Origin of the sequence: Pseudomonas sp. YNh, assembly GCF_037993085.1 — a bacterium.
GTDB classification, from domain to species: Bacteria; Pseudomonadota; Gammaproteobacteria; order Pseudomonadales; family Pseudomonadaceae; genus Aquipseudomonas; species Aquipseudomonas putida.
This window is the reverse complement of record NZ_JBBMRJ010000002.1, coordinates 314536-333191: the sequence shown is the minus strand read 5'-3', so window position 1 is coordinate 333191 and position 18656 is coordinate 314536. Positions and strand designations below refer to the sequence as shown.

The window sequence follows — 18656 nt, the reverse complement described above, 5'->3', positions numbered from 1 at the left end:
AAGGGCCCTTGCAGGTAAGAAATCAGCTCCCGGCAAACCCGTTTTGCCGCCAGGCCTCATACACCGTCACCGCCACGGTATTGGACAGGTTCAGGCTACGGCACCCCGGCCGCATCGGCAGGCGCAGACGCTGTTCGGCCGGCAGGCTGTCCAGCACCTCGGCCGGCAAACCGCGGCTTTCTGGCCCGAACAGAAAGGCGTCGCCCGGCTGATAGGCCACTTCATGGAACGGGTGCGAGCCCTTGGTGGTAAAGGCGAACAGCCTTGGATTACCGAGGCTTTCCAGGCATCCGGCCAGACTCTCATGGCGCTTGAGCGTGGCATACTCATGGTAATCCAGCCCCGCGCGACGCAGGCGCTTGTCATCCAGTTCGAAGCTGATGGGTTCGATCAGGTGCAGGTCGCAGCCGCTGTTGGCGCACAGGCGAATGATGTTGCCGGTATTCGGCGGAATTTCTGGTTGAAAAAGGATGACGTGAAACATGCACGGCTCCAAGCGTGAAGATGACGGGCATTCTACTCCTGAACCGGACGTGCGTTCGAAGGCCTTCCCTCGGGTAATGCTGTCACTGGCGATTGTCGGTTTGATGGTAGGGCTGATGATTGGCCGCCTGACCGCGCCCGACGAGCGTGAGCTCCAGCAGGTGGAGGTGATGCAGGATGGCCTGACGTTGTGGTTCAACGAAGAACCCAAGCTGCATGGCGAGAATGTGGAAGGTACGGTTGCGCTGCTGTTCCAGGCCCAGGGCAAGAGCCAGCAAGGGCAATTGAGCCTGCAAGGCAAACCGGTCAGTTGGCGGGTGCAGAACAGTGACGAAGGGTTGCTGCTGACTGTGATTGCCGCGCGTCCCCTGCACGGCGAGTGGGCCGGTGCAGAGGACGATGGGCGTTGGCGGGTGCAGGTGAAACTGCACGAATAAAAGAGGGGATATCCCGGCCTGCCTGTACCAGGGTCCCCAAAAGGGGTTACTGCGTATAAAGGGGGGATGACCCGGCCTGCCTGTACCGAGGTCCCCAAAACGGGCGGTGCTGCGAATAAAAGAGGGGTTCACCCGGCCTGCCTGTACCAGGGCCCCCGAAACTGGGTATGTATTAGCTATTGCAGGGGGCGTGCCAATTTTGCAAAGCCCGTGAATGTTGGGCTTTGAGGGGGATTTGGCCGGGTTTTGAGGGGGTTTGTGCCTTCCGGAGGTGCATTGGGCACAGGATCGGTGCATCCGGGCTGAAATAGCTGGGGCCGCTTTGCGGCCCACCGCGACACAAGGCCGCTCCCACAGGACGCCGCTCAGTTCGGAGGCGGCGCCATCCCTGTGGGAGCGGCCTTGTGTCGCGATGGGCTGCGCAGCAGCCCCAAAGATCGGGAGATTTACCGGCTAATCAGTGCTCGTCCCCTTCCTCGTCATCCCCACCCGCCACATTCATGCCCAGCTCCTTGATCTTGCGCGTCAAGGTATTACGCCCCCAACCCAGCAACAGCGCCGCATCCCGGCGCCGTCCTGCGGTGTGCTTGAGCGCAGTCTCGATCATGATCCGTTCAAAACTCGGCACCGCGCTGTCCAGCAGGTTCGACTGCCCGCGTGCCAGCGCCTGGTCGGCCCACTGGCGCAGGGCCTGCTCCCAGTTGGTGACCGGTGCGGCATCCTGTGGCAGGTTCAGCAGCTCGGGCGGCAGGTCGCCGATCAGCACCTCGCGGCTGGAGGCCATCACGGTGATCCAGCGGCAGGTGTTTTCCATTTGCCGCACGTTGCCTGGCCACGGCAGGTTGCGGATGAACTCTTCGGTTTCCGGCTTGAGGATCTTCGGCTCGACTGCCAGCTCTTGCGCAGCGCGCGCGAGGAAGTGGCGGGCGAGGGCAGGGATGTCCTCGCGGCGGTCGGCCAGCCGCGGAATGTGGATGCGGATCACGTTCAGGCGGTGGAACAAGTCCTCACGGAACTTGCCCGCCTGCACCAGCGACTCCAGGTTCTGGTGGGTCGCAGCGATGATGCGCACGTCGACCTTGACCGGCACATGGCCGCCAACGCGGTAGAACTCGCCATCGGCCAGCACCCGCAGCAGGCGGGTCTGGGTGTCGGCGGGCATGTCACCGATTTCGTCGAGGAACAAGGTGCCGCCATCCGCCTGTTCGAAGCGGCCCCGGCGCAGGTTGGCAGCACCGGTGAAAGCACCTTTCTCATGGCCGAACAGCTCGGACTCCATCAAATCCTTCGGGATGGCCGCCATGTTCAGGGCAATGAACGGCGACGATGCACGCGGGCTGTGACGGTGCAAGGCGTGGGCGACCAGCTCTTTGCCGGTACCGGACTCGCCGTTGATCAGTACGGTGATGTTGGAATGGCTGAGGCGGCCGATGGCGCGGAACACCTCCTGCATCGCCGGGGCTTCGCCGATGATTTCCGGTGTGCGCGCCAGGTTCTGCGGCACATCCAGGCCTTGTTGCTCCTGGGCGTGCTGGTTGGCGCGCTTGACCAGCGAGACGGCTTCGTCCACATCGAACGGCTTGGGCAGGTACTCGAAAGCACCGCCCTGGTACGACGCCACGGCGCTGTCGAGGTCGGAATGGGCGGTCATGATGATGACCGGCAGGCGCGGGTGGTGCTCGCGGATCTGTGCCAGCAGGTCGAGGCCGCTGGCGCCCGGCATGCGGATATCGGAAATGATCACATCCGGCTGCTGGCGTGCCAGGCGGCCCATTACGCCATCTGCGCTGTCGAAGCTCTGGGTGGTCATGCCTTCTTGTTGCAGGGCTTTTTCCAGGACCCAGCGGATGGAGCGATCATCGTCGACGATCCATACGGTTTCACTTCGGCTCATGAGGCGGTGGCTCCTTGTTCCAGGGGCAGGTAGATCGAGAAGGCGGTGTGGCCTGCGTGGCTTTCACACTCGATCAGGCCCTGGTGCTGGCTGATGATGTTCTGGGTAATGGCCAGGCCCAACCCGGTACCGTCCGGGCGGCCGCTGACCATGGGATAGAAGAGGGTGTCTTGCAGTTCCGGCGGAATGCCCGGGCCGTTATCGATGATCTCCACCCGCGCGACCAGGCGGTGGCGTACATGGCCGATGGTGAACTGGCGCAAGGCGCGGCTGCGCAGGGTGATGCGGCCCAGGCGCAGTTCGTTCTGCGAACTGATCGCCTGCATGGCATTGCGCACGATGTTGAGTACGGCCTGGATCATCTGCTCGCGGTCGATCAGCACGTCCGGCAGGCTTGGGTCGTAATCGCGCACCAAAGTGATGCAACCCTGGCTTTCGGCATCGACCAGGCTGCAGACCCGCTCCAGCACTTCGTGGATGTTGGTCATGGCCAGCGACGGCAGCTTGTTCGAACCGAGCATGCGGTCGACCAGGTTGCGCAGGCGGTCGGCCTCTTCGATGATCACATTGGTGTAGTCGCGCAGGCCTTCCTCGGGTAGCTCGCGGGCCAGCAACTGGGCTGCGCCGCGAATGCCGCCGAGGGGGTTCTTGATTTCGTGGGCCAGGCCGCGCACCAGCATCTTGGTGGTTTCCTGCTTGCTCAGCTGGGCCTCTTCCTTGGTGATGCGCAGCAGCCGGTCGCGCGGGTGCACCTCCAGCAATAACAGGGTCTGGCCCTGGTTCAGGATGGGGGTTACCGCGTAGTCGACGGTAATGGTCTGCCCGGTCAGCGAGGTGAGCTGCGCTTCGCGCTTGGTGAACGGGTGCGCCTGCTCCACCGCCTGGCGCAACGAACTGAGCGCTTCGGTCGATTCGGTAAACAGCTCGCTGATGAACTGCCCATGGCTACGTTGACCACTGACGGCCAGTAGCATTTCCGCGGCCGGATTCATGTACTCCAGGCGCAGCTCGGCGTTGAGCAGCAACGTGGCGGTGGTCAGGTTGTCCAGAAGCAGACGGTGCTGCGCATCGCTGATGGTCATAAGGCGTCGTTGACCTCTTTTGGCGCTTGCCTGGCACTTCTTTGGCCAGGTCCGGGCTCGGGGTGCATCTGCTGATGCCAGTCTCTCCACAGAAAAATGCAAGAAACAAACCAAAGCTCCGAAAAGAAGCGGGATTTGCCGATAAAGGCCTGGATCTGCGCAAATTCGGATCAGAATGTCTTGGTGAAACGTTTAATGTGAACCAGATTGGGGAGCAATTCGGGGCACTGCACTCAATCTTGCACCAAGATAGAGCATAGCGTGAGTGGCGAGGGTTCTGCGTGGGGCGCAAACGAAAACGGCCTCCCGAAGGAGGCCGTCGTGATCATTTTACCGGCGCGAGGCGCCGATCAGATCAGCAGCTGTAGTACAGCTCGTATTCCAGCGGGTGCACGAAGGTACGGACCTTGATCTCTTCTTCCGACTTCAGCTCGATGAAGGCATCGATGAAGTCATCGGAGAACACGCCGCCCTTGGTCAGGAACGCACGGCCTTTGTCCAGCTCTTCCAGGGCTTCTTTCAGGCTGCCGCACACTTGCGGAATGTCCTTGGCCTCTTCTGGTGGCAGGTCGTACAGGTTCTTGTCGGCAGCATCGCCTGGGTGGATCTTGTTCTGGATGCCGTCCAGGCCAGCCATCAGCAGGGCCGCGAAGGCCAGGTACGGGTTGGCCGATGGGTCCGGGAAGCGTGCTTCGATACGGCGGGCTTTCGGGCTGCCGACGTAAGGAATACGGATCGAGGCGGAACGGTTGCGAGCCGAGTAGGCCAGCATTACCGGGGCTTCGAAGCCTGGGACCAGACGCTTGTAGGAGTTGGTCGACGGGTTGGTGAAGCCGTTCAGGGCCTTACCGTGCTTGATGATACCGCCGATGAAGTACAGGGCGGTGTCGGACAGGCCGGCATAGCCTTCACCCGAGAAGGTGTTCTTGCCGTCTTTCCAGATCGACATGTGCACGTGCATGCCCGAGCCGTTGTCGCCGTACAGTGGCTTCGGCATGAAGGTAGCGGTACGGCCGTAAGCGTCGGCAACGTTGTGCACGACGTATTTCAGGGCTTGTACTTCGTCAGCTTTCTTCACCAGGGTGTTGAACTTGACGCCGATTTCGTTCTGGCCGGCAGTCGCCACTTCGTGGTGGTGAACTTCAACGGTCTGGCCCATTTCTTCCAGTGCGTTGCACATGGCAGTACGGATTTCGTGGTCGTGGTCGAACGGCGGAACCGGGAAGTAGCCGCCTTTCACGCCTGGACGGTGGCCTTTGTTGCCGCCTTCCACGTCAGCGCCGGTCATCCACGAGCCTTGCTCGGAGAAGATCTTGAACATCGAACCGGAGATGTCCGAGTGGAACTTCACTTCGTCGAAGATGAAGAACTCTGGCTCCGGGCCTGCGAATACGGTGTCACCGATGCCGGTGCTCTTCAGGTACTCTTCGGCGCGCTTGGCGATCGCACGTGGGTCGCGATCGTAGCCCTGCATGCTCGACGGGTCGACGATGTCGCAGGTGATGATCAGGGTAGGTTCTTCGGTGAACGGGTCCAGGACGGCAGTGTCGTCAACCGGCATCAGGATCATGTCGGAAGCTTCGATGCCTTTCCAGCCAGCAATGGAGGAACCGTCGAACATCTTGCCGACTTCGAAGAAGTCTTCGTCCAGCGCATCACGCGACGGCATGGTCACGTGGTGCTGAATGCCTTTGGTGTCCGTGAAACGCAGATCAATCCACTTGACGTCATGATCTTTGATGAGTTGAACCGACTTCGACATGTTGTCCTCCGGAGGGTCTAGAGCGCGGTGGGCCGCTGCCCTGGAAAAAGGGTGTTGCCGGGCGCGGATAGTCGGCCAAGCTTACCTGCCTCACAAGGGAGCAAATTGCATGCCAGTGCCCGAAAATGGCGAGGGTAGGATAAAAGCAGGCGTTTGCGGGCATTTGGCGGCGGGTTGGTGGGGAAAAGTGCACCCTTACGATGCGGTTTTTGGCATCAACGCACCAATAGGGTGCATTGGTTGGGTTGGGTGCTTCCTTTAAGGTCCTCATCGCCGGCAAGCCGGCTCCCACAGAGAGGGCGCAGATCTTGAGGCCTGCCGAAGTCCTGTGGCAGCAGGCTTGCCGGCGATGAGGCCGGTACAGGCAATATAAATCCAACCTTCTGTACAAAAGTTGGTCAAATCCTGAGCAGTTTCCGCTATAATTCGCGCCCCACATTTTCGGCAGGCCCTGCGCGCGCTGTTAACCAATGAAACTTATCGTCAAAGTCTTCCCAGAAATCACCATCAAGAGCCGGCCGGTGCGCAAGCGCTTCATCCGCCAGCTCGCCAAGAACATCCGCAACGTGCTCAAGGACCTCGATCCTGAGCTCGCGGTCGATGGTGTCTGGGACAATCTCGAAGTGGTCACCCGCATCGAGGACGAAAAGGTCCAGCGCGAGATCATCGAGCGCCTCACCTGCACACCGGGTATCACCCACTTCCTGCAGGTTGAGGAATACCCGCTGGGTGACTTCGACGACATCGTTGCCAAGTGCAAGCACCACTTCGGCCACCTGCTGGCCGGCAAGCACTTCGCCGTGCGCTGCAAGCGCGGTGGCCACCATGACTTCACCTCGATGGACGTCGACCGTTACGTCGGCAGCCAGCTGCGCCAGCAGTGTGGCGCCGCCGGCATCGAGCTGAAGAAGCCTGAAGTGCTGGTGCGCATCGAAATCCGCAACCAGCGCCTGTACGTGATCCACAACCAGCACCAGGGCATCGGCGGCTACCCGCTGGGCGCCCTGGAGCAGACCCTGGTGCTGATGTCCGGTGGCTTCGACTCCACCGTGGCGGCCTACCAGATGATGCGCCGTGGCCTGATGACCCACTTCTGCTTCTTCAACCTCGGCGGCCGTGCCCACGAGCTGGGTGTGATGGAAGTGGCCCACTACCTGTGGAAGAAGTACGGCAGCAGCCAGCGCGTGCTGTTCATCAGCGTGCCGTTCGAAGAAGTGGTCGGCGAGATCCTCAACAAGGTCGACAACAGCTACATGGGCGTGACCCTCAAGCGCATGATGCTGCGCGGCGCCGCGCACATGGCTGACCGCCTGGAGATCGACGCCCTGGTAACTGGCGAGGCCATTTCCCAGGTGTCCAGCCAGACTCTGCCGAACCTGTCGATCATCGACTCGGCCACCGACAAGCTGGTGCTGCGCCCTTTGCTGGCCAGCCACAAGCAGGACATCATCGACCAGGCCAACGAAATCGGCACCGCCGACTTCGCCAAGCACATGCCAGAATACTGCGGCGTGATTTCGGTAAACCCGACCACTCACGCCAAGCGCCACCGCATGGAGCATGAAGAAAAGCAGTTCGACATGGCCGTGCTGGAGCGCGCCCTGGAGCGCGCCAAGCTGATCTCCATCGACCATGTGATCGACGAGCTGGGCAAGGATGTCGAAATCGAGGAAGTGGCCGAGGCACTGTCGGGCCAGATCGTCATCGACATTCGTCACCCCGATGCCCAGGAAGACGAACCCCTGGTGCTGGAAGGTATCGAAGTCCAGGCCATGCCGTTTTATGCCATCAACAGCAAGTTCAAGCATCTGGATCCGACGCGCCAGTACTTGCTGTATTGCGACAAGGGTGTGATGAGCCGTTTGCACGCACACCATCTGCTCAGTGAGGGACATGCCAATGTGCGTGTTTATCGTCCGACATAAGACGCCGGGGCTGTTTGGCGGCAGTATCCGCCATCGCCCTCCCGACCGCCGGGCCCGCTGAGCCTTAAACAGTACATATTGGCCGCCTACACTGGCGGCAACCGAATCCTCTGATCGAGATACACTTGTGATCGAAAATCTGCGTAACATCGCCATCATCGCCCACGTTGACCATGGTAAAACCACCCTGGTCGACAAACTCCTGCGTCAGTCCGGCACTCTGGAGCGTAACGAGCTCAACGACGAGCGCGTCATGGACTCCAACGACCAGGAAAAAGAGCGCGGTATTACCATTCTGGCGAAAAACACCGCCATCAACTGGAACGGCTACCACATCAACATCGTCGACACCCCCGGCCACGCCGACTTCGGTGGCGAGGTTGAGCGTGTAATGTCGATGGTCGACTCCGTGCTGCTGCTGGTCGACGCTCAAGACGGCCCTATGCCGCAAACCCGCTTCGTGACCAAGAAGGCCTTCGAAGCCGGCCTGAAGCCAATCGTCGTGATCAACAAGGTTGACCGTCCGGGCGCACGTCCTGACTGGGTTCTGGACCAGATCTTCGACCTGTTCGACAACCTCGGCGCTACCGACGAGCAGCTGGACTTCAAAGTGGTCTACGCCTCGGCCCTGAACGGCATTGCCGGTCTGGACCACACCGAAATGGGCGAAGACATGACTGCTCTGTACCAGGCTGTCATCGACCACGTTCCAGCGCCAGCTGTTGACCGTGACGGCCCGTTCCAGATGCAGATCTCCGCACTGGACTACAACAGCTTCCTGGGTGTTATCGGCGTTGGTCGTATTGCCCGTGGTCGCATCAAGCCGAACACCCCGGTTGTTGCCATCGACGCTGACGGCAAGAAGCGTAACGGCCGTATCCTCAAGCTGATGGGCCACCACGGCCTGCACCGCGTTGACGTTGAAGAAGCCCAGGCTGGCGACATCGTCTGCATCAGCGGTTTCGACGAGCTGTTCATCTCCGACACCCTGTGCGACCCGACTGCCGTTGAGGCGATGAAGCCGCTGACCGTTGACGAGCCAACCGTTTCGATGACCTTCCAGGTCAACGACTCGCCGTTCTGCGGCAAGGAAGGCAAGTTCGTCACCAGCCGTAACATCAAGGACCGTCTGGACAAAGAGCTGCTGTACAACGTTGCCCTGCGCGTTGAAGAAACCGATTCCCCAGACAAGTTCAAGGTCTCGGGTCGTGGCGAACTGCACCTGTCGGTACTGATCGAAACCATGCGTCGCGAAGGCTTCGAGCTGGCCCTGGGTCGCCCGGAAGTAATCATTCGTGAAGTAGACGGCGTCAAGCAAGAGCCGTTCGAGAACGTCACCATCGACATCCCTGAAGAAGCCCAGGGCAAGGTGATGGAAGAAATGGGTCTGCGTAAAGGCGACCTGACCAACATGGTTCCGGATGGCAAGGGCCGTGTACGCCTGGAATACAACATCCCGGCGCGTGGTCTGATCGGTTTCCGTAACCAGTTCCTGACCCTGACCAACGGTGCAGGCATCCTGACCTCGATCTTCGACCGCTACGACGCGGTGAAGTCCGGCCACATGTCCGGCCGTCAGAACGGCGTACTGGTTTCGGTCGAAACCGGCAAGGCGCTGACCTACTCGCTGGAAACCCTGCAGGCGCGTGGCAAGCTGTTTGTCGAGCACGGTCAGGAGATCTACAACGGTCAGATCATCGGCCAGAACAGCCGCGACAACGACCTGGGCGTCAACCCTACCAAGGGCAAGAAGCTCGACAACATGCGTGCTTCGGGTAAAGACGAAGTCATCGCTCTGGTTCCGCCAGTTCGCTTCACCCTGGAACAGGCTCTGGAATACATCCAGGAAGACGAGCTGTGCGAAGTAACGCCGAAGTCCATCCGTCTTCGCAAGAAGATCCTGGACGAAAGCGAGCGTACCCGCGCTGCCAAGAAAGCCAAAAACAGCTAAGTTAGCTTTGGCTGAATGAAAACGCCCCCGGTCGAAAGGCCGGGGGCGTTTTTTTATACCTTCAGGATTTGCGTTGGCCCCTTCGCGGGCTTGCCCGCTCCCACAGGTGCTGCACAGGTTCTGAATGTTGTGAACAGCCTGTGGGCGCGGGCAAGCCTGCGAAGAGGCCCTTGAAGGCTGACGATCAGCGCCCGACTACCTTGGGCTTATAGGCGCAATACCCTGGCCGCGGCCCGACCTTGGGGTGGTTGCGGCAGGTATCCGGGCGCTTGTCATAAATGGTGCACAGCCGGCTCTTACGATCCAGGTACATGCAGTCATCGTTGCTCATCCGGGTCAGGGTGAAGATTCCCGACTTCTGGTTGAAGCGCTCGATGATGCCTTCTTTTTGCAGGCGCTTGGCCACGTTCTTCGGCGGCTCGTCTTTCTCGAACTCGTCTACCACGCCGATGCGGATCAGATCCTTGATCTTCACCTCCACCGGCAGGGTGCAGCAGGTCGAATGGCAGCCATGGCACATGTTGCTGGTATAGCGCTGCCAGGTCTCCAGGCGGTCGACTTCGGCCGCGGCGATCAGGGTCGTTTTCATCTTTATAGGGTGGATCACGGTCTTGGGGCGCGCGATGATACCGGAATTGTTCAATTTATGAACAACCTTTTGCCGGATTGGCAAAGTGGGCATGAAAACTGCGAACAGTAACTGTCACTCCCTGTCGAAGGGGCTAGTCTCATCAATCTCCCTCCGCTTTCGTCAACTTGCCAGAGGATGCCGCATGTCCCAGGAACCCGAAGCACGTGACGCCGAGGTGGCCGAATTTCGCGCCGCTGTACTGAACAAGCTGACCTACGCGGTCGGCAAGGACCCGGAGCATGCGTTCGACCACGACTGGTTCGAAGCCATTGCCTTGGCCGCTCGCGATCACATGGTCGACCACTGGATGGACCATACCCGTCTGGCCTACCGCCGTAGCCAGAAGCGGGTCTATTACCTTTCCCTCGAGTTCCTCATCGGGCGTTTGCTGTACGACAGCCTGAGCAACCTTGGGCTGCTGGACATCGCCCGTGATGCGCTGCAAGGGCTGGATGTGGACCTGGAGCGTATCCGCCTGCTCGAGCCCGACGCCGCGCTGGGTAATGGTGGCCTCGGACGGCTGGCGGCGTGCTTCATGGAAAGCATGTCCACCCTGGGCATCGCTGCCCATGGTTACGGCATCCGCTACGAGCATGGGTTGTTCCGGCAGGCCGTGGTCGATGGCTGGCAGCAGGAACAGACCGAGAACTGGCTGGACTTCGGTAACCCTTGGGAGTTCGAGCGTGCCGAGGTGATCTACCCGATCAGCTTCGGCGGTAGTGTCGAAACCGTGAACGACGCCAGTGGTACCCAGCGCCAGGTCTGGTCGCCTGGCGAAACGGTGCGGGCGGTGGCCTACGACACGCCCGTGGTGGGCTGGCGTGGGTCCAGCGTCAATACCTTGCGCCTGTGGCGTGCGCGGGCGCTGGAAGAGCTGCACCTGGAGCGCTTCAATGCCGGTGACCACCTGGGGGCGGTGGCCGAAGTGGCGCGGGCCGAGAGTATTTCCCGCGTGCTGTACCCGGCCGACAGCACCGAGGCCGGGCAGGAACTGCGCCTGCGCCAGGAGTACTTCTTCGTGTCGGCTTCGTTGCAGGATTTGCTGCGCCGGCACCTGAACATGCACAAGGACTTGCTCAACCTGCCCGACGCAGCCGCCATCCAGCTCAACGACACGCACCCGTCGATTGCCGTGGCAGAGCTGATGCGGCTGCTGGTGGACCAGCACGAGGTGCCGTGGGACAAGGCCTGGGAGCTGACCGTTGGCACGCTCGCCTACACCAACCACACCCTGCTGCCCGAAGCCCTGGAAACCTGGCCGGTAGCCCTGATGGAGCGCATGCTGCCGCGGCACATGCAGATCATCTACCTGATCAACGCCTACCATATCGACGCATTGCGGGCCAAAGGCATGCACGATTTCGACGTGCTGCGCGCGGTGTCGCTGATCGAGGAAGACAACGGCCGTCGGGTGCGCATGGGTAACCTGGCGTTTCTCGGCTCGCACAGCGTCAACGGCGTGTCGGCGCTGCACAGCAAGCTGATGAAGAGCACTGTGTTCTCAGAGCTGCACAAGCTCTACCCGCAACGAATCAACAACAAGACCAACGGCATTACCTTCCGCCGCTGGCTGTACCAGTCCAACCCACTGCTGACCGAGATGCTGGTCGAAGCGCTCGGGCCGGGGCTCAAGGACGACCCTGAAGGGCTTCTGGCTGGCCTTGTGCCGTTTGCTGACAAGGCGGGCTTCCGCAAGCAGTTCGCCGCTCAGCGCCTGCACAGCAAGCGCGCCCTGGCCAGCATCATCCAGGACCGCATTGGTGTCACGGTGAACCCCGAGGCGCTGTTCGATGTGCAGGTCAAGCGGATCCACGAGTACAAGCGCCAGTTGCTCAACCTGCTGCACACCGTGGCACTGTACCAGGCCATACGCAACGACCCTGGCACCAACTGGGTGCCGCGGGTGAAGATCTTCGCCGGCAAGGCTGCGGCCAGCTACCACCAGGCCAAGCTGATCATCAAGCTGGCCAACGACATCGCCCGGGTGGTGAACAACGACCCGACCGTGCGCGGCCTGCTCAAGGTGGTGTTCCTGCCCAACTACAACGTCAGCCTGGCTGAAAGCATCATCCCGGCGGCAGACCTTTCCGAGCAGATTTCCACGGCCGGTTATGAAGCCTCCGGTACCAGCAACATGAAGTTCGGCCTGAACGGTGCGCTGACCATCGGCACCCTGGACGGTGCCAACGTGGAAATGTGCGAACAGGTAGGCGCCGACAACATGTTCATCTTCGGCCTGACCGCGCAGCAGGTCGAGGCGCGCAAGCGTGCCGGTGACTTTGGTGCCAATGCCGCCATTGCCGCTTCCAACCGCTTGAGCGACGTGCTGCAGGCCATTCGCAGCGGTGTGTTCTCGCCAGACGACCCTTCACGCTACGCCGGGTTGATCGACGGGCTGGTGGCCTACGACCGCTTCCTGGTGTGTGCCGACTTCGATGCCTACTGGGATGCCCAGCGGCGGGTCGAGGAACTGTGGCACACGCCGCAGGAGTGGTGGCGCATGGCGGTGTTGAACACGGCACGGATGGGCTGGTTCTCGTCGGACCGCACCATTCGCGAATATGCCACCGAGATCTGGAAGGCGTTGGATTGAGGTGAGGCCGTTCGCGGGCGTGCCCGCGAACGGGCGCATTACCGGACCACCGGCCTGGCGAAGGCTGAACTAGCGACCTATTGTGCCGTCTGAGAGCCGTGGCGAGTCTCATTGCTCGCTAGCCCGCCACTCTCCCTGTAAACTGCGGGGGTTTTTACTCCCCCAATCCTTTCGGAGCCATACATGTCCCGCGTTACCCTGAGTCGCTATCTGATTGAGCAGACCCGCAGCAACAATACCCCTGCCGATCTGCGCTTCCTGATCGAAGTGGTGGCGCGTGCGTGCAAGGAAATCAGCCATCACGTGTCCAAGGGCGCCCTCGGCGGCGTGCTGGGCAGCATGGGCACTGAAAACGTGCAGGGCGAAGTCCAGAAGAAGCTGGACGTGATTTCCAACGATATCCTGCTGGAAGCCAACGAATGGGGCGGCCACCTGGCCGGCATGGCTTCCGAAGAAATGGACAACGCCTACCAGATCCCGGGCAAGTACCCGAAAGGCGCGTACCTGCTGGTCTTCGACCCACTGGACGGTTCGTCGAACATCGACGTCAACGTCTCGGTCGGCACCATCTTCTCGGTGCTGCGTTGCCCTAACCAGTACCTGAGCCAGAACGAAAGCCTGAACGAAGAAGCTTTCCTGCAGCCAGGCACCGAGCAGGTCGCCGCCGGTTACGCCATCTACGGCCCGCAGACCATGCTGATCCTGACCCTGGGCAACGGCGTCAAGGGCTTCACCCTGGACCGCGAACTGGGCAGCTTCGTCCTGACCCACGAAAACATCCAGGTACCGGCTACCACCGCCGAGTTCGCCATCAACATGTCCAACCAGCGTCACTGGGAAGCCCCGGTACAACGCTACGTGGGCGAACTGCTGGCCGGCGAAACCGGTCCGCTGAAAAAGAACTACAACATGCGCTGGATCGCCTCGATGGTGGCCGACGTGCACCGCATCCTGACCCGTGGCGGCCTGTTCATGTACCCACGTGACGCCCGCGAGCCAAGCAAGCCAGGCAAGCTGCGCCTGATGTACGAAGCCAACCCGATGTCGTTCATCATCGAACAGGCAGGCGGCGCCTCTACCAACGGTTACGATCGCATCCTCGACATCAAGCCAGAAAGCCTGCACCAGCGCGTGTCGGTGATCCTTGGCTCGAAGGAAGAGGTAGAGCGCGTCACCGCCTACCACAAGGAGTAAGTCATGCTCGCACCTTGGCAGCCGTTGCTGGAATGGTGGTTCGGTTGGGGCACCAGTGCCCAGGCCGTGGCTGACGAGAAGAGCACGCTGTGGTTCGGCAAGCATCACGATGCCGATGCCCATGCGCTGTTTGGCGACCTGGTCGAGCACGCCCTGGCGGGTGGGCTCGAAGAGTGGCAGCAAAGCCCGCAGGGCTGGCTGGGCCTGCTGATCTTGCTGGACCAGCTGCCGCGCATGCTCTATCGCGACACGCCGCGCGCCTTTGAAGGCGACCGGCGTGCCCAGGTGGTCGCCATGCAGGGCCTGCAGAAGGGCTGGGACTACCAGCTGCTGCCGATCCAGCGTGTGTTCGTGCTGCTGGTGCTGGAGCATGCCGAGGTGCTGGACTGGCAGAACCTCTGTGTCGAGCGTTATCAGTTGTTGCTGGACGAGCAGCCCGAAGCCAGCCGGCGGCTGTTCGAAGGCTTCCTTGACTATGCCGAGCAGCACCAGCGGGTGATTGCCCGGTTTGGGCGCTTCCCGCACCGCAACCTGGTGCTGGAGCGGCCGAGCACCAGCGAAGAGATGGACTTTTTGCTGGAGCCCGGGTCCAGATTCTGAAGCCCACGGGGCCTGCTGCGCAGGCCGTCGCGACACGAGGCCGCACCTGAAAGGGTGCGGCCTTTTTATTTGCGCGTGATTAATGCTTTGTGATTAATCGCACAGTAATGGCCATCCGACCAATGGTGTAGGTGCAAAGGGGGTAGGGCAGGGAACCCGGGAGGGATTTTCCCGTCGAAGGTCACTGCAGGCCACTCGCCTGTTTCCCCTCTTCAGGAGTGTCCTTCATGTCGTTGCGTTCCCTCGCCCTGTTGTCGCTGTGCGTCGTCCTGACTGCCTGCAGCAAGATCAATCAGGAAAACTATTCCAAGATCAAGGCCGGTATGAACAAGGCCGAGGTCGAGCAGTTGCTCGGTACGCCGACCGAGTGCTCTGGCGCGCTGGGCATGAGCAGCTGCACCTGGGGGGACGAGAAGAGCTTCATCAGCGTGCAGTACGCGGCTGACAAGGTGCTGATGTATTCAGGGCAGGGCCTCAAATGAGGCGTCTGTACCTGCTGATGGGGGTATGCCTGGCGTTGCTGCTGGGTGGTTGCGCGGGCTCCGTACACGACCCGCTGGCGCCGAAGACCGCTGGCAACGTCGACCTCAAGCGCTACCAGGGCAAATGGTTCGAACTGGCGCGCCTGCCCATGCGCTACCAGACCGGCTGCGAGCAGTCCGAGGCGCACTACAATCTCAAGCCTGATGGCACGTTTGGTGTGCTCAACCGCTGCCGCACCATCGGTGATGAGTGGCTGCGTGCCGAGGGGCACGCAAGCATCCAGGAGCCCGGGCACACCGATAAACTGTGGGTAGAGTTTGATAACTGGTTTACCAAGCTGGTGCCTGGCGTGGCTCGGGGCGAATACTGGATTCTGTACGTGGACGATCGCTACCGCACGGCAGTGGTCGGCAGCCCGGACCGCAAGTACTTGTGGATACTGTCACGCACGCCGACGCTGCCGGCCTGGGAGCGCGAGCACCTGCTGGCCAAGGCACGCCAGCAGGGGTATGACACCAGCCGGCTGATCTGGCGGGCGTCCGATCAGCAAATCGTAAAAATGCACTGATTTTTGGGGCCGCTTTGCGGCCCTTTCGCGACACAAGGCCGCTCCTACAGGGATACGCGTTCCCCTGTAGGAGCGGCCTTGTGCCGCGAAAGGGCTGCAAAGCAGCCCCAATACGCTCAGCCCAAGAGCTGCCGCAGCACCCCGGCAAACGCCCCCGCGCTTTCCTCTTCCTGGGCATGCCGCCCCTGACGCACCACCCATTGCCCGTTCACCATCACATCGCGCACTTGGCGATCCCCGCCAGCAAACAGCCAGCGGTTGAGAATGGCATCGCCATCCGCCAGGGCGATGTAGGGGTCCTGTCCATCCAGTACCAGCCAGTCGGCGCGCTTGCCCACGGCCAGTTCCCCGACCGCTTGCCCCAGTGCCTGTGCACCGCCCGCGAGCGCAGCGTCGTACAGCGTGCGCCCGACCATCGGCTGATCGCCGCGGTACAAGCGGTTGCGTCGCTGGTCACGCAGCCGCTGGCCATATTCCAGCCAGCGCAGCTCTTCCACCACGCTCAGCGACACATGGCTGTCCGAGCCAATACCCATACGCCCGCCCTGGGCCAGGAAGTCCACCGCCGGGAAAATCCCGTCGCCCAGGTTGGCCTCGGTGGTCAGGCACAACCCGGCCACCGCGCCACTGCGGGCCATGGCGGTGATTTCATCCGGCTCGGCATGGGTGGCATGCACCAGGCACCAGCGACGGTCCACCTCTACATGCTCGTACAACCATTGCAGCGGGCGCAGGCCGCTCCACGCCATGCAGTCGTCCACTTCCTTCTGCTGCTCGGCAATATGGATATGCACCGGGCATTGCTTGTCGCTGGCCGCCAGCACTTCGGCAATCTGCCCAGGCGTCACCGCACGCAGCGAGTGGAAGCACAGGCCCAGATGCTGAGCGGGTTGCGCGGCCAGTAACGGGGCCAGTTGCGTTTGCAGTTGCAGGTACTGTTCGGTGGAGTTGATGAAGCGCCGCTGCCCGTCGTTCGGAGCCTGCCCGCCAAACCCGGCGTAGCTGTACAACACCGGCAACAAGGTCAGGCCAATGCCACTGTCGGCAGCGGCCGCGCTGATACGGCGGGACAGCTCGGCCGGGTCGGCGTAGGCCTTGCCTGCCTGGTCGTGATGCACGTAATGGAATTCGGCCACCGAGGTGTAGCCGGCCTTGAGCATCTCGATATACAACTGGCGGGCGATGACCTGCAGCTGCTCCGGGGTGATCTGCCCGACCAGGCGGTACATCAGGTCGCGCCAGGTCCAGAAGCTGTCGTTGGGGTTGCCGGCGACTTCCGCCAAACCCGCCATGGCGCGCTGGAAGGCGTGCGAGTGCAGGTTGGGCATGCCGGGCAGCATCGGGCCGGCCAGGCGCTCGGCGCCTTCGGCCGAAGCGCCCGGCTCGATGCGGGTCACATGGCCATCGCTGGCGACCTCGATACGGACATGGCTGGCCCAGCCCGTAGGCAACAGAGCGCGTTCGGCGAAGTAGGCGGACATCGGTCAAATCCTGTTATTGTTAACTTGTATATACATATACAGGCGTTTGCCTGCCTGGTAAACTGCGGCAAGCTACCGTTCATTCCCTATGCACAAGGATCCAACGCCGTGCCGACACCTCCTGTCTCCGCGCTGGTTGCCCAGATGGGCGAGGGCCCGGCGCCGCTGTATGCCCGGGTCAAACAGATGATCATCCAGCAGATCGACAACGGCAGCTGGCCGCCGCATCACCGGGTCCCCTCGGAGAGTGAACTGGTCAACGAGCTAGGCTTCAGTCGCATGACCATCAACCGTGCCCTGCGCGAACTCACGGCCGACGGCCTGCTGGTGCGCATGCAGGGGGTCGGCACGTTCGTAGCCGAGCCAAAGGGCCGTTCGGCGTTGTTCGAAGTCAACAACATTGCCGATGAAATTGCCGCGCGCGGCCATCAGCATAGCTGCCAGGTGATCACGCTCACCGAGGAAGCAGCCGGTTCCGAACGTGCCCTGGCCCTGGACATGCGTGAAGGCCAGCGGGTGTTCCACTCGCTGATCGTGCATTTCGAGAACGGCGTGCCGGTGCAGATCGAGGACCGCTACGTCAACGCCGCGATCGCACCCGACTATCTCAAGCAGGATTTCACCCGGCAGACGCCATATGCCTACCTGTCCCAGGTAGCGCCGCTGACCGAGGGTGAGCACGTGGTCGAAGCCATCCTGGCCGAGCCGGAAGAATGCCGCCTGCTGCAGATCGAGCGGGGCGAACCTTGCCTGCTGATCCGCCGTCGTACCTGGTCCGGCCGCCAGCCGGTAACCGCAGCCCGGCTGATCCACCCCGGTTCCCGTCATCGCCTGGAAGGACGTTTCAGCAAATGAGCCAGCTGCAGTTGTTGCGCGCACAGGATTACCCGCGCATGCCGTGGAAGAACGGTGGCGGTTTCACCGAAGAGATCACCCGCGACAGTGGAGAGGGCCTGGACGGCTTTGGCTGGCGCCTGTCGATTGCCGATATCGAAGAGTCTGGCGGCTTTTCCACCTTCGCCGGTTACCAGCGGATCATCACCGTGCTGCAGGGCGATGGCATGCGCCTGTTGGTCGATGGCCAGCCCAGCCGGCCGTTGCTGCCATTCGATGCCTTTGCCTTCAGCGGCGAAAGCCAGGTCAGTTGCAAGCTGCTGGGTGGGGCGATCCGCGATTTCAACCTGATCTATGCACCGCAGCGGTACCGGGCGAGGTTGCAGTGGTTTGATGGCACGAGCCGTTTGTACAGCTCGGCGTCGACAGTGCTGTTGTTTGCTGCCAGCAGCCACGTGGAAGTGACCATGGCGGGGCGTGAGGTGCAGCGGTTGGGGTTGTATGACTGCCTGCGGCTGGAGGGCAACGATGAGTTGCTTGGGCTGGAGGGTCAGGGGCGGTTTTGCTTGATTGAGCTCATTTCTCGCTGATGGGCTTGGCGATACATTTTCATCGCCTGTGAGATCGAGCGCCGCCGCAAAACTCAAGCCGGACCGACGCTCGCTTCACCCCCCCCCAAAAAAAATCAAAGCAGGAACAACAGGTCCGAATATTTTGGTTGTCCATGCTTGTACATAC

Annotated in this window: 16 protein-coding genes; 10 read left to right on the top strand and 6 right to left on the bottom strand. The window is 61.5% G+C overall.

Features of this window, described 5'->3' with window-relative positions:
• Positions 1 to 22 precede the first annotated feature (22 nt).
• Positions 23 to 484 carry a tRNA (uridine(34)/cytosine(34)/5-carboxymethylaminomethyluridine(34)-2'-O)-methyltransferase TrmL gene (trmL, locus tag WF331_RS03505; protein WP_013974580.1) on the bottom strand — a complete coding sequence of 154 codons (462 nt, stop codon included), beginning with the start codon at positions 482 to 484 and terminating at the stop codon, positions 23 to 25.
• On the opposite strand from trmL, the gene WF331_RS03500 reads away from it, so the two are divergent.
• Entirely contained in the window at positions 483 to 920 is a 438-nt protein-coding gene (locus WF331_RS03500; RefSeq protein ID WP_016502016.1) for a hypothetical protein, read from the top strand. The genes trmL and WF331_RS03500 overlap by 2 nt on opposite strands.
• A gap of 457 nt (positions 921 to 1377) precedes the next feature.
• On the opposite strand, the gene ntrC is transcribed toward WF331_RS03500, so the two are convergent.
• From ntrC to glnA, 3 genes are all read right to left on the bottom strand, one after another.
• Complete coding sequence (gene ntrC / locus WF331_RS03495; protein ID WP_016502015.1) at positions 1378 to 2814, bottom strand: nitrogen regulation protein NR(I); 1437 nt, start codon at positions 2812 to 2814, stop codon at positions 1378 to 1380.
• Entirely contained in the window at positions 2811 to 3896 is a 1086-nt protein-coding gene (glnL, locus tag WF331_RS03490; protein ID WP_016489593.1) for a nitrogen regulation protein NR(II), read from the bottom strand. The genes ntrC and glnL overlap by 4 nt, the downstream gene beginning before the upstream one ends.
• Positions 3897 to 4251: 355 nt before the next feature.
• Complete coding sequence (gene glnA / locus WF331_RS03485; RefSeq protein WP_016489592.1) at positions 4252 to 5658, bottom strand: type I glutamate--ammonia ligase; 1407 nt, start codon at positions 5656 to 5658, stop codon at positions 4252 to 4254.
• Between the two features lie 470 nt (positions 5659 to 6128).
• Between glnA and thiI the strand changes: the two genes are divergently transcribed.
• On the top strand, positions 6129 to 7583 hold the full coding sequence (thiI, locus tag WF331_RS03480) for a tRNA uracil 4-sulfurtransferase ThiI (RefSeq protein ID WP_016502014.1): 1455 nt from the start codon (positions 6129 to 6131) through the stop codon (positions 7581 to 7583).
• 127 nt (positions 7584 to 7710) lie between these two features.
• A complete protein-coding gene (gene typA / locus WF331_RS03475; protein ID WP_016502013.1) occupies positions 7711 to 9534 on the top strand; it encodes a translational GTPase TypA in 1824 nt (607 codons plus the stop codon).
• Between the two features lie 184 nt (positions 9535 to 9718).
• Here typA and WF331_RS03470 read toward each other — a convergent pair whose 3' ends face one another.
• Entirely contained in the window at positions 9719 to 10123 is a 405-nt protein-coding gene (locus WF331_RS03470) for a YkgJ family cysteine cluster protein (protein WP_003249225.1), read from the bottom strand.
• A 184-nt stretch (positions 10124 to 10307) separates the two neighbouring features.
• Here WF331_RS03470 and WF331_RS03465 point away from each other — a divergent pair, with 184 nt between their 5' ends.
• From WF331_RS03465 to WF331_RS03445, 5 genes are all read left to right on the top strand, one after another.
• The gene (locus WF331_RS03465; RefSeq protein WP_016502012.1) at positions 10308 to 12758 is read left to right on the top strand and encodes a glycogen/starch/alpha-glucan phosphorylase; all 2451 of its coding nucleotides are present in this window, start codon (positions 10308 to 10310) and stop codon (positions 12756 to 12758) included.
• 183 nt (positions 12759 to 12941) lie between these two features.
• A complete protein-coding gene (locus tag WF331_RS03460) occupies positions 12942 to 13952 on the top strand; it encodes a class 1 fructose-bisphosphatase (RefSeq protein ID WP_012274595.1) in 1011 nt (336 codons plus the stop codon).
• Positions 13953 to 13955: 3 nt separating this feature from the next.
• On the top strand, positions 13956 to 14552 hold the full coding sequence (locus WF331_RS03455) for a DUF924 family protein (protein ID WP_016502011.1): 597 nt from the start codon (positions 13956 to 13958) through the stop codon (positions 14550 to 14552).
• Between the two features lie 227 nt (positions 14553 to 14779).
• Positions 14780 to 15034, top strand: a complete 255-nt coding sequence (bamE, locus tag WF331_RS03450; RefSeq protein ID WP_003249234.1) for an outer membrane protein assembly factor BamE domain-containing protein — start codon at positions 14780 to 14782, stop codon at positions 15032 to 15034.
• Positions 15031 to 15603, top strand: coding sequence for a lipocalin family protein (locus WF331_RS03445; protein WP_016502010.1), 573 nt, complete (start codon positions 15031 to 15033; stop codon positions 15601 to 15603). Before bamE ends, WF331_RS03445 begins: the two co-directional genes overlap by 4 nt.
• Before the next feature lie 116 nt (positions 15604 to 15719).
• On the opposite strand, the gene WF331_RS03440 is transcribed toward WF331_RS03445, so the two are convergent.
• Positions 15720 to 17084, bottom strand: a complete 1365-nt coding sequence (locus WF331_RS03440) for a formimidoylglutamate deiminase (protein WP_284358970.1) — start codon at positions 17082 to 17084, stop codon at positions 15720 to 15722.
• A gap of 144 nt (positions 17085 to 17228) precedes the next feature.
• On the opposite strand from WF331_RS03440, the gene hutC reads away from it, so the two are divergent.
• Together hutC and WF331_RS03430 are read left to right on the top strand one after the other, a co-directional pair.
• Positions 17229 to 17939: a histidine utilization repressor gene (gene hutC, locus WF331_RS03435; protein WP_169725194.1), complete on the top strand. Its 711-nt coding sequence runs from the start codon at positions 17229 to 17231 to the stop codon at positions 17937 to 17939.
• Complete coding sequence (locus WF331_RS03430; protein WP_284358968.1) at positions 17936 to 18508, top strand: HutD/Ves family protein; 573 nt, start codon at positions 17936 to 17938, stop codon at positions 18506 to 18508. The genes hutC and WF331_RS03430 overlap by 4 nt, the downstream gene beginning before the upstream one ends.
• The last annotated feature ends 148 nt before the right edge of the window (positions 18509 to 18656 follow it).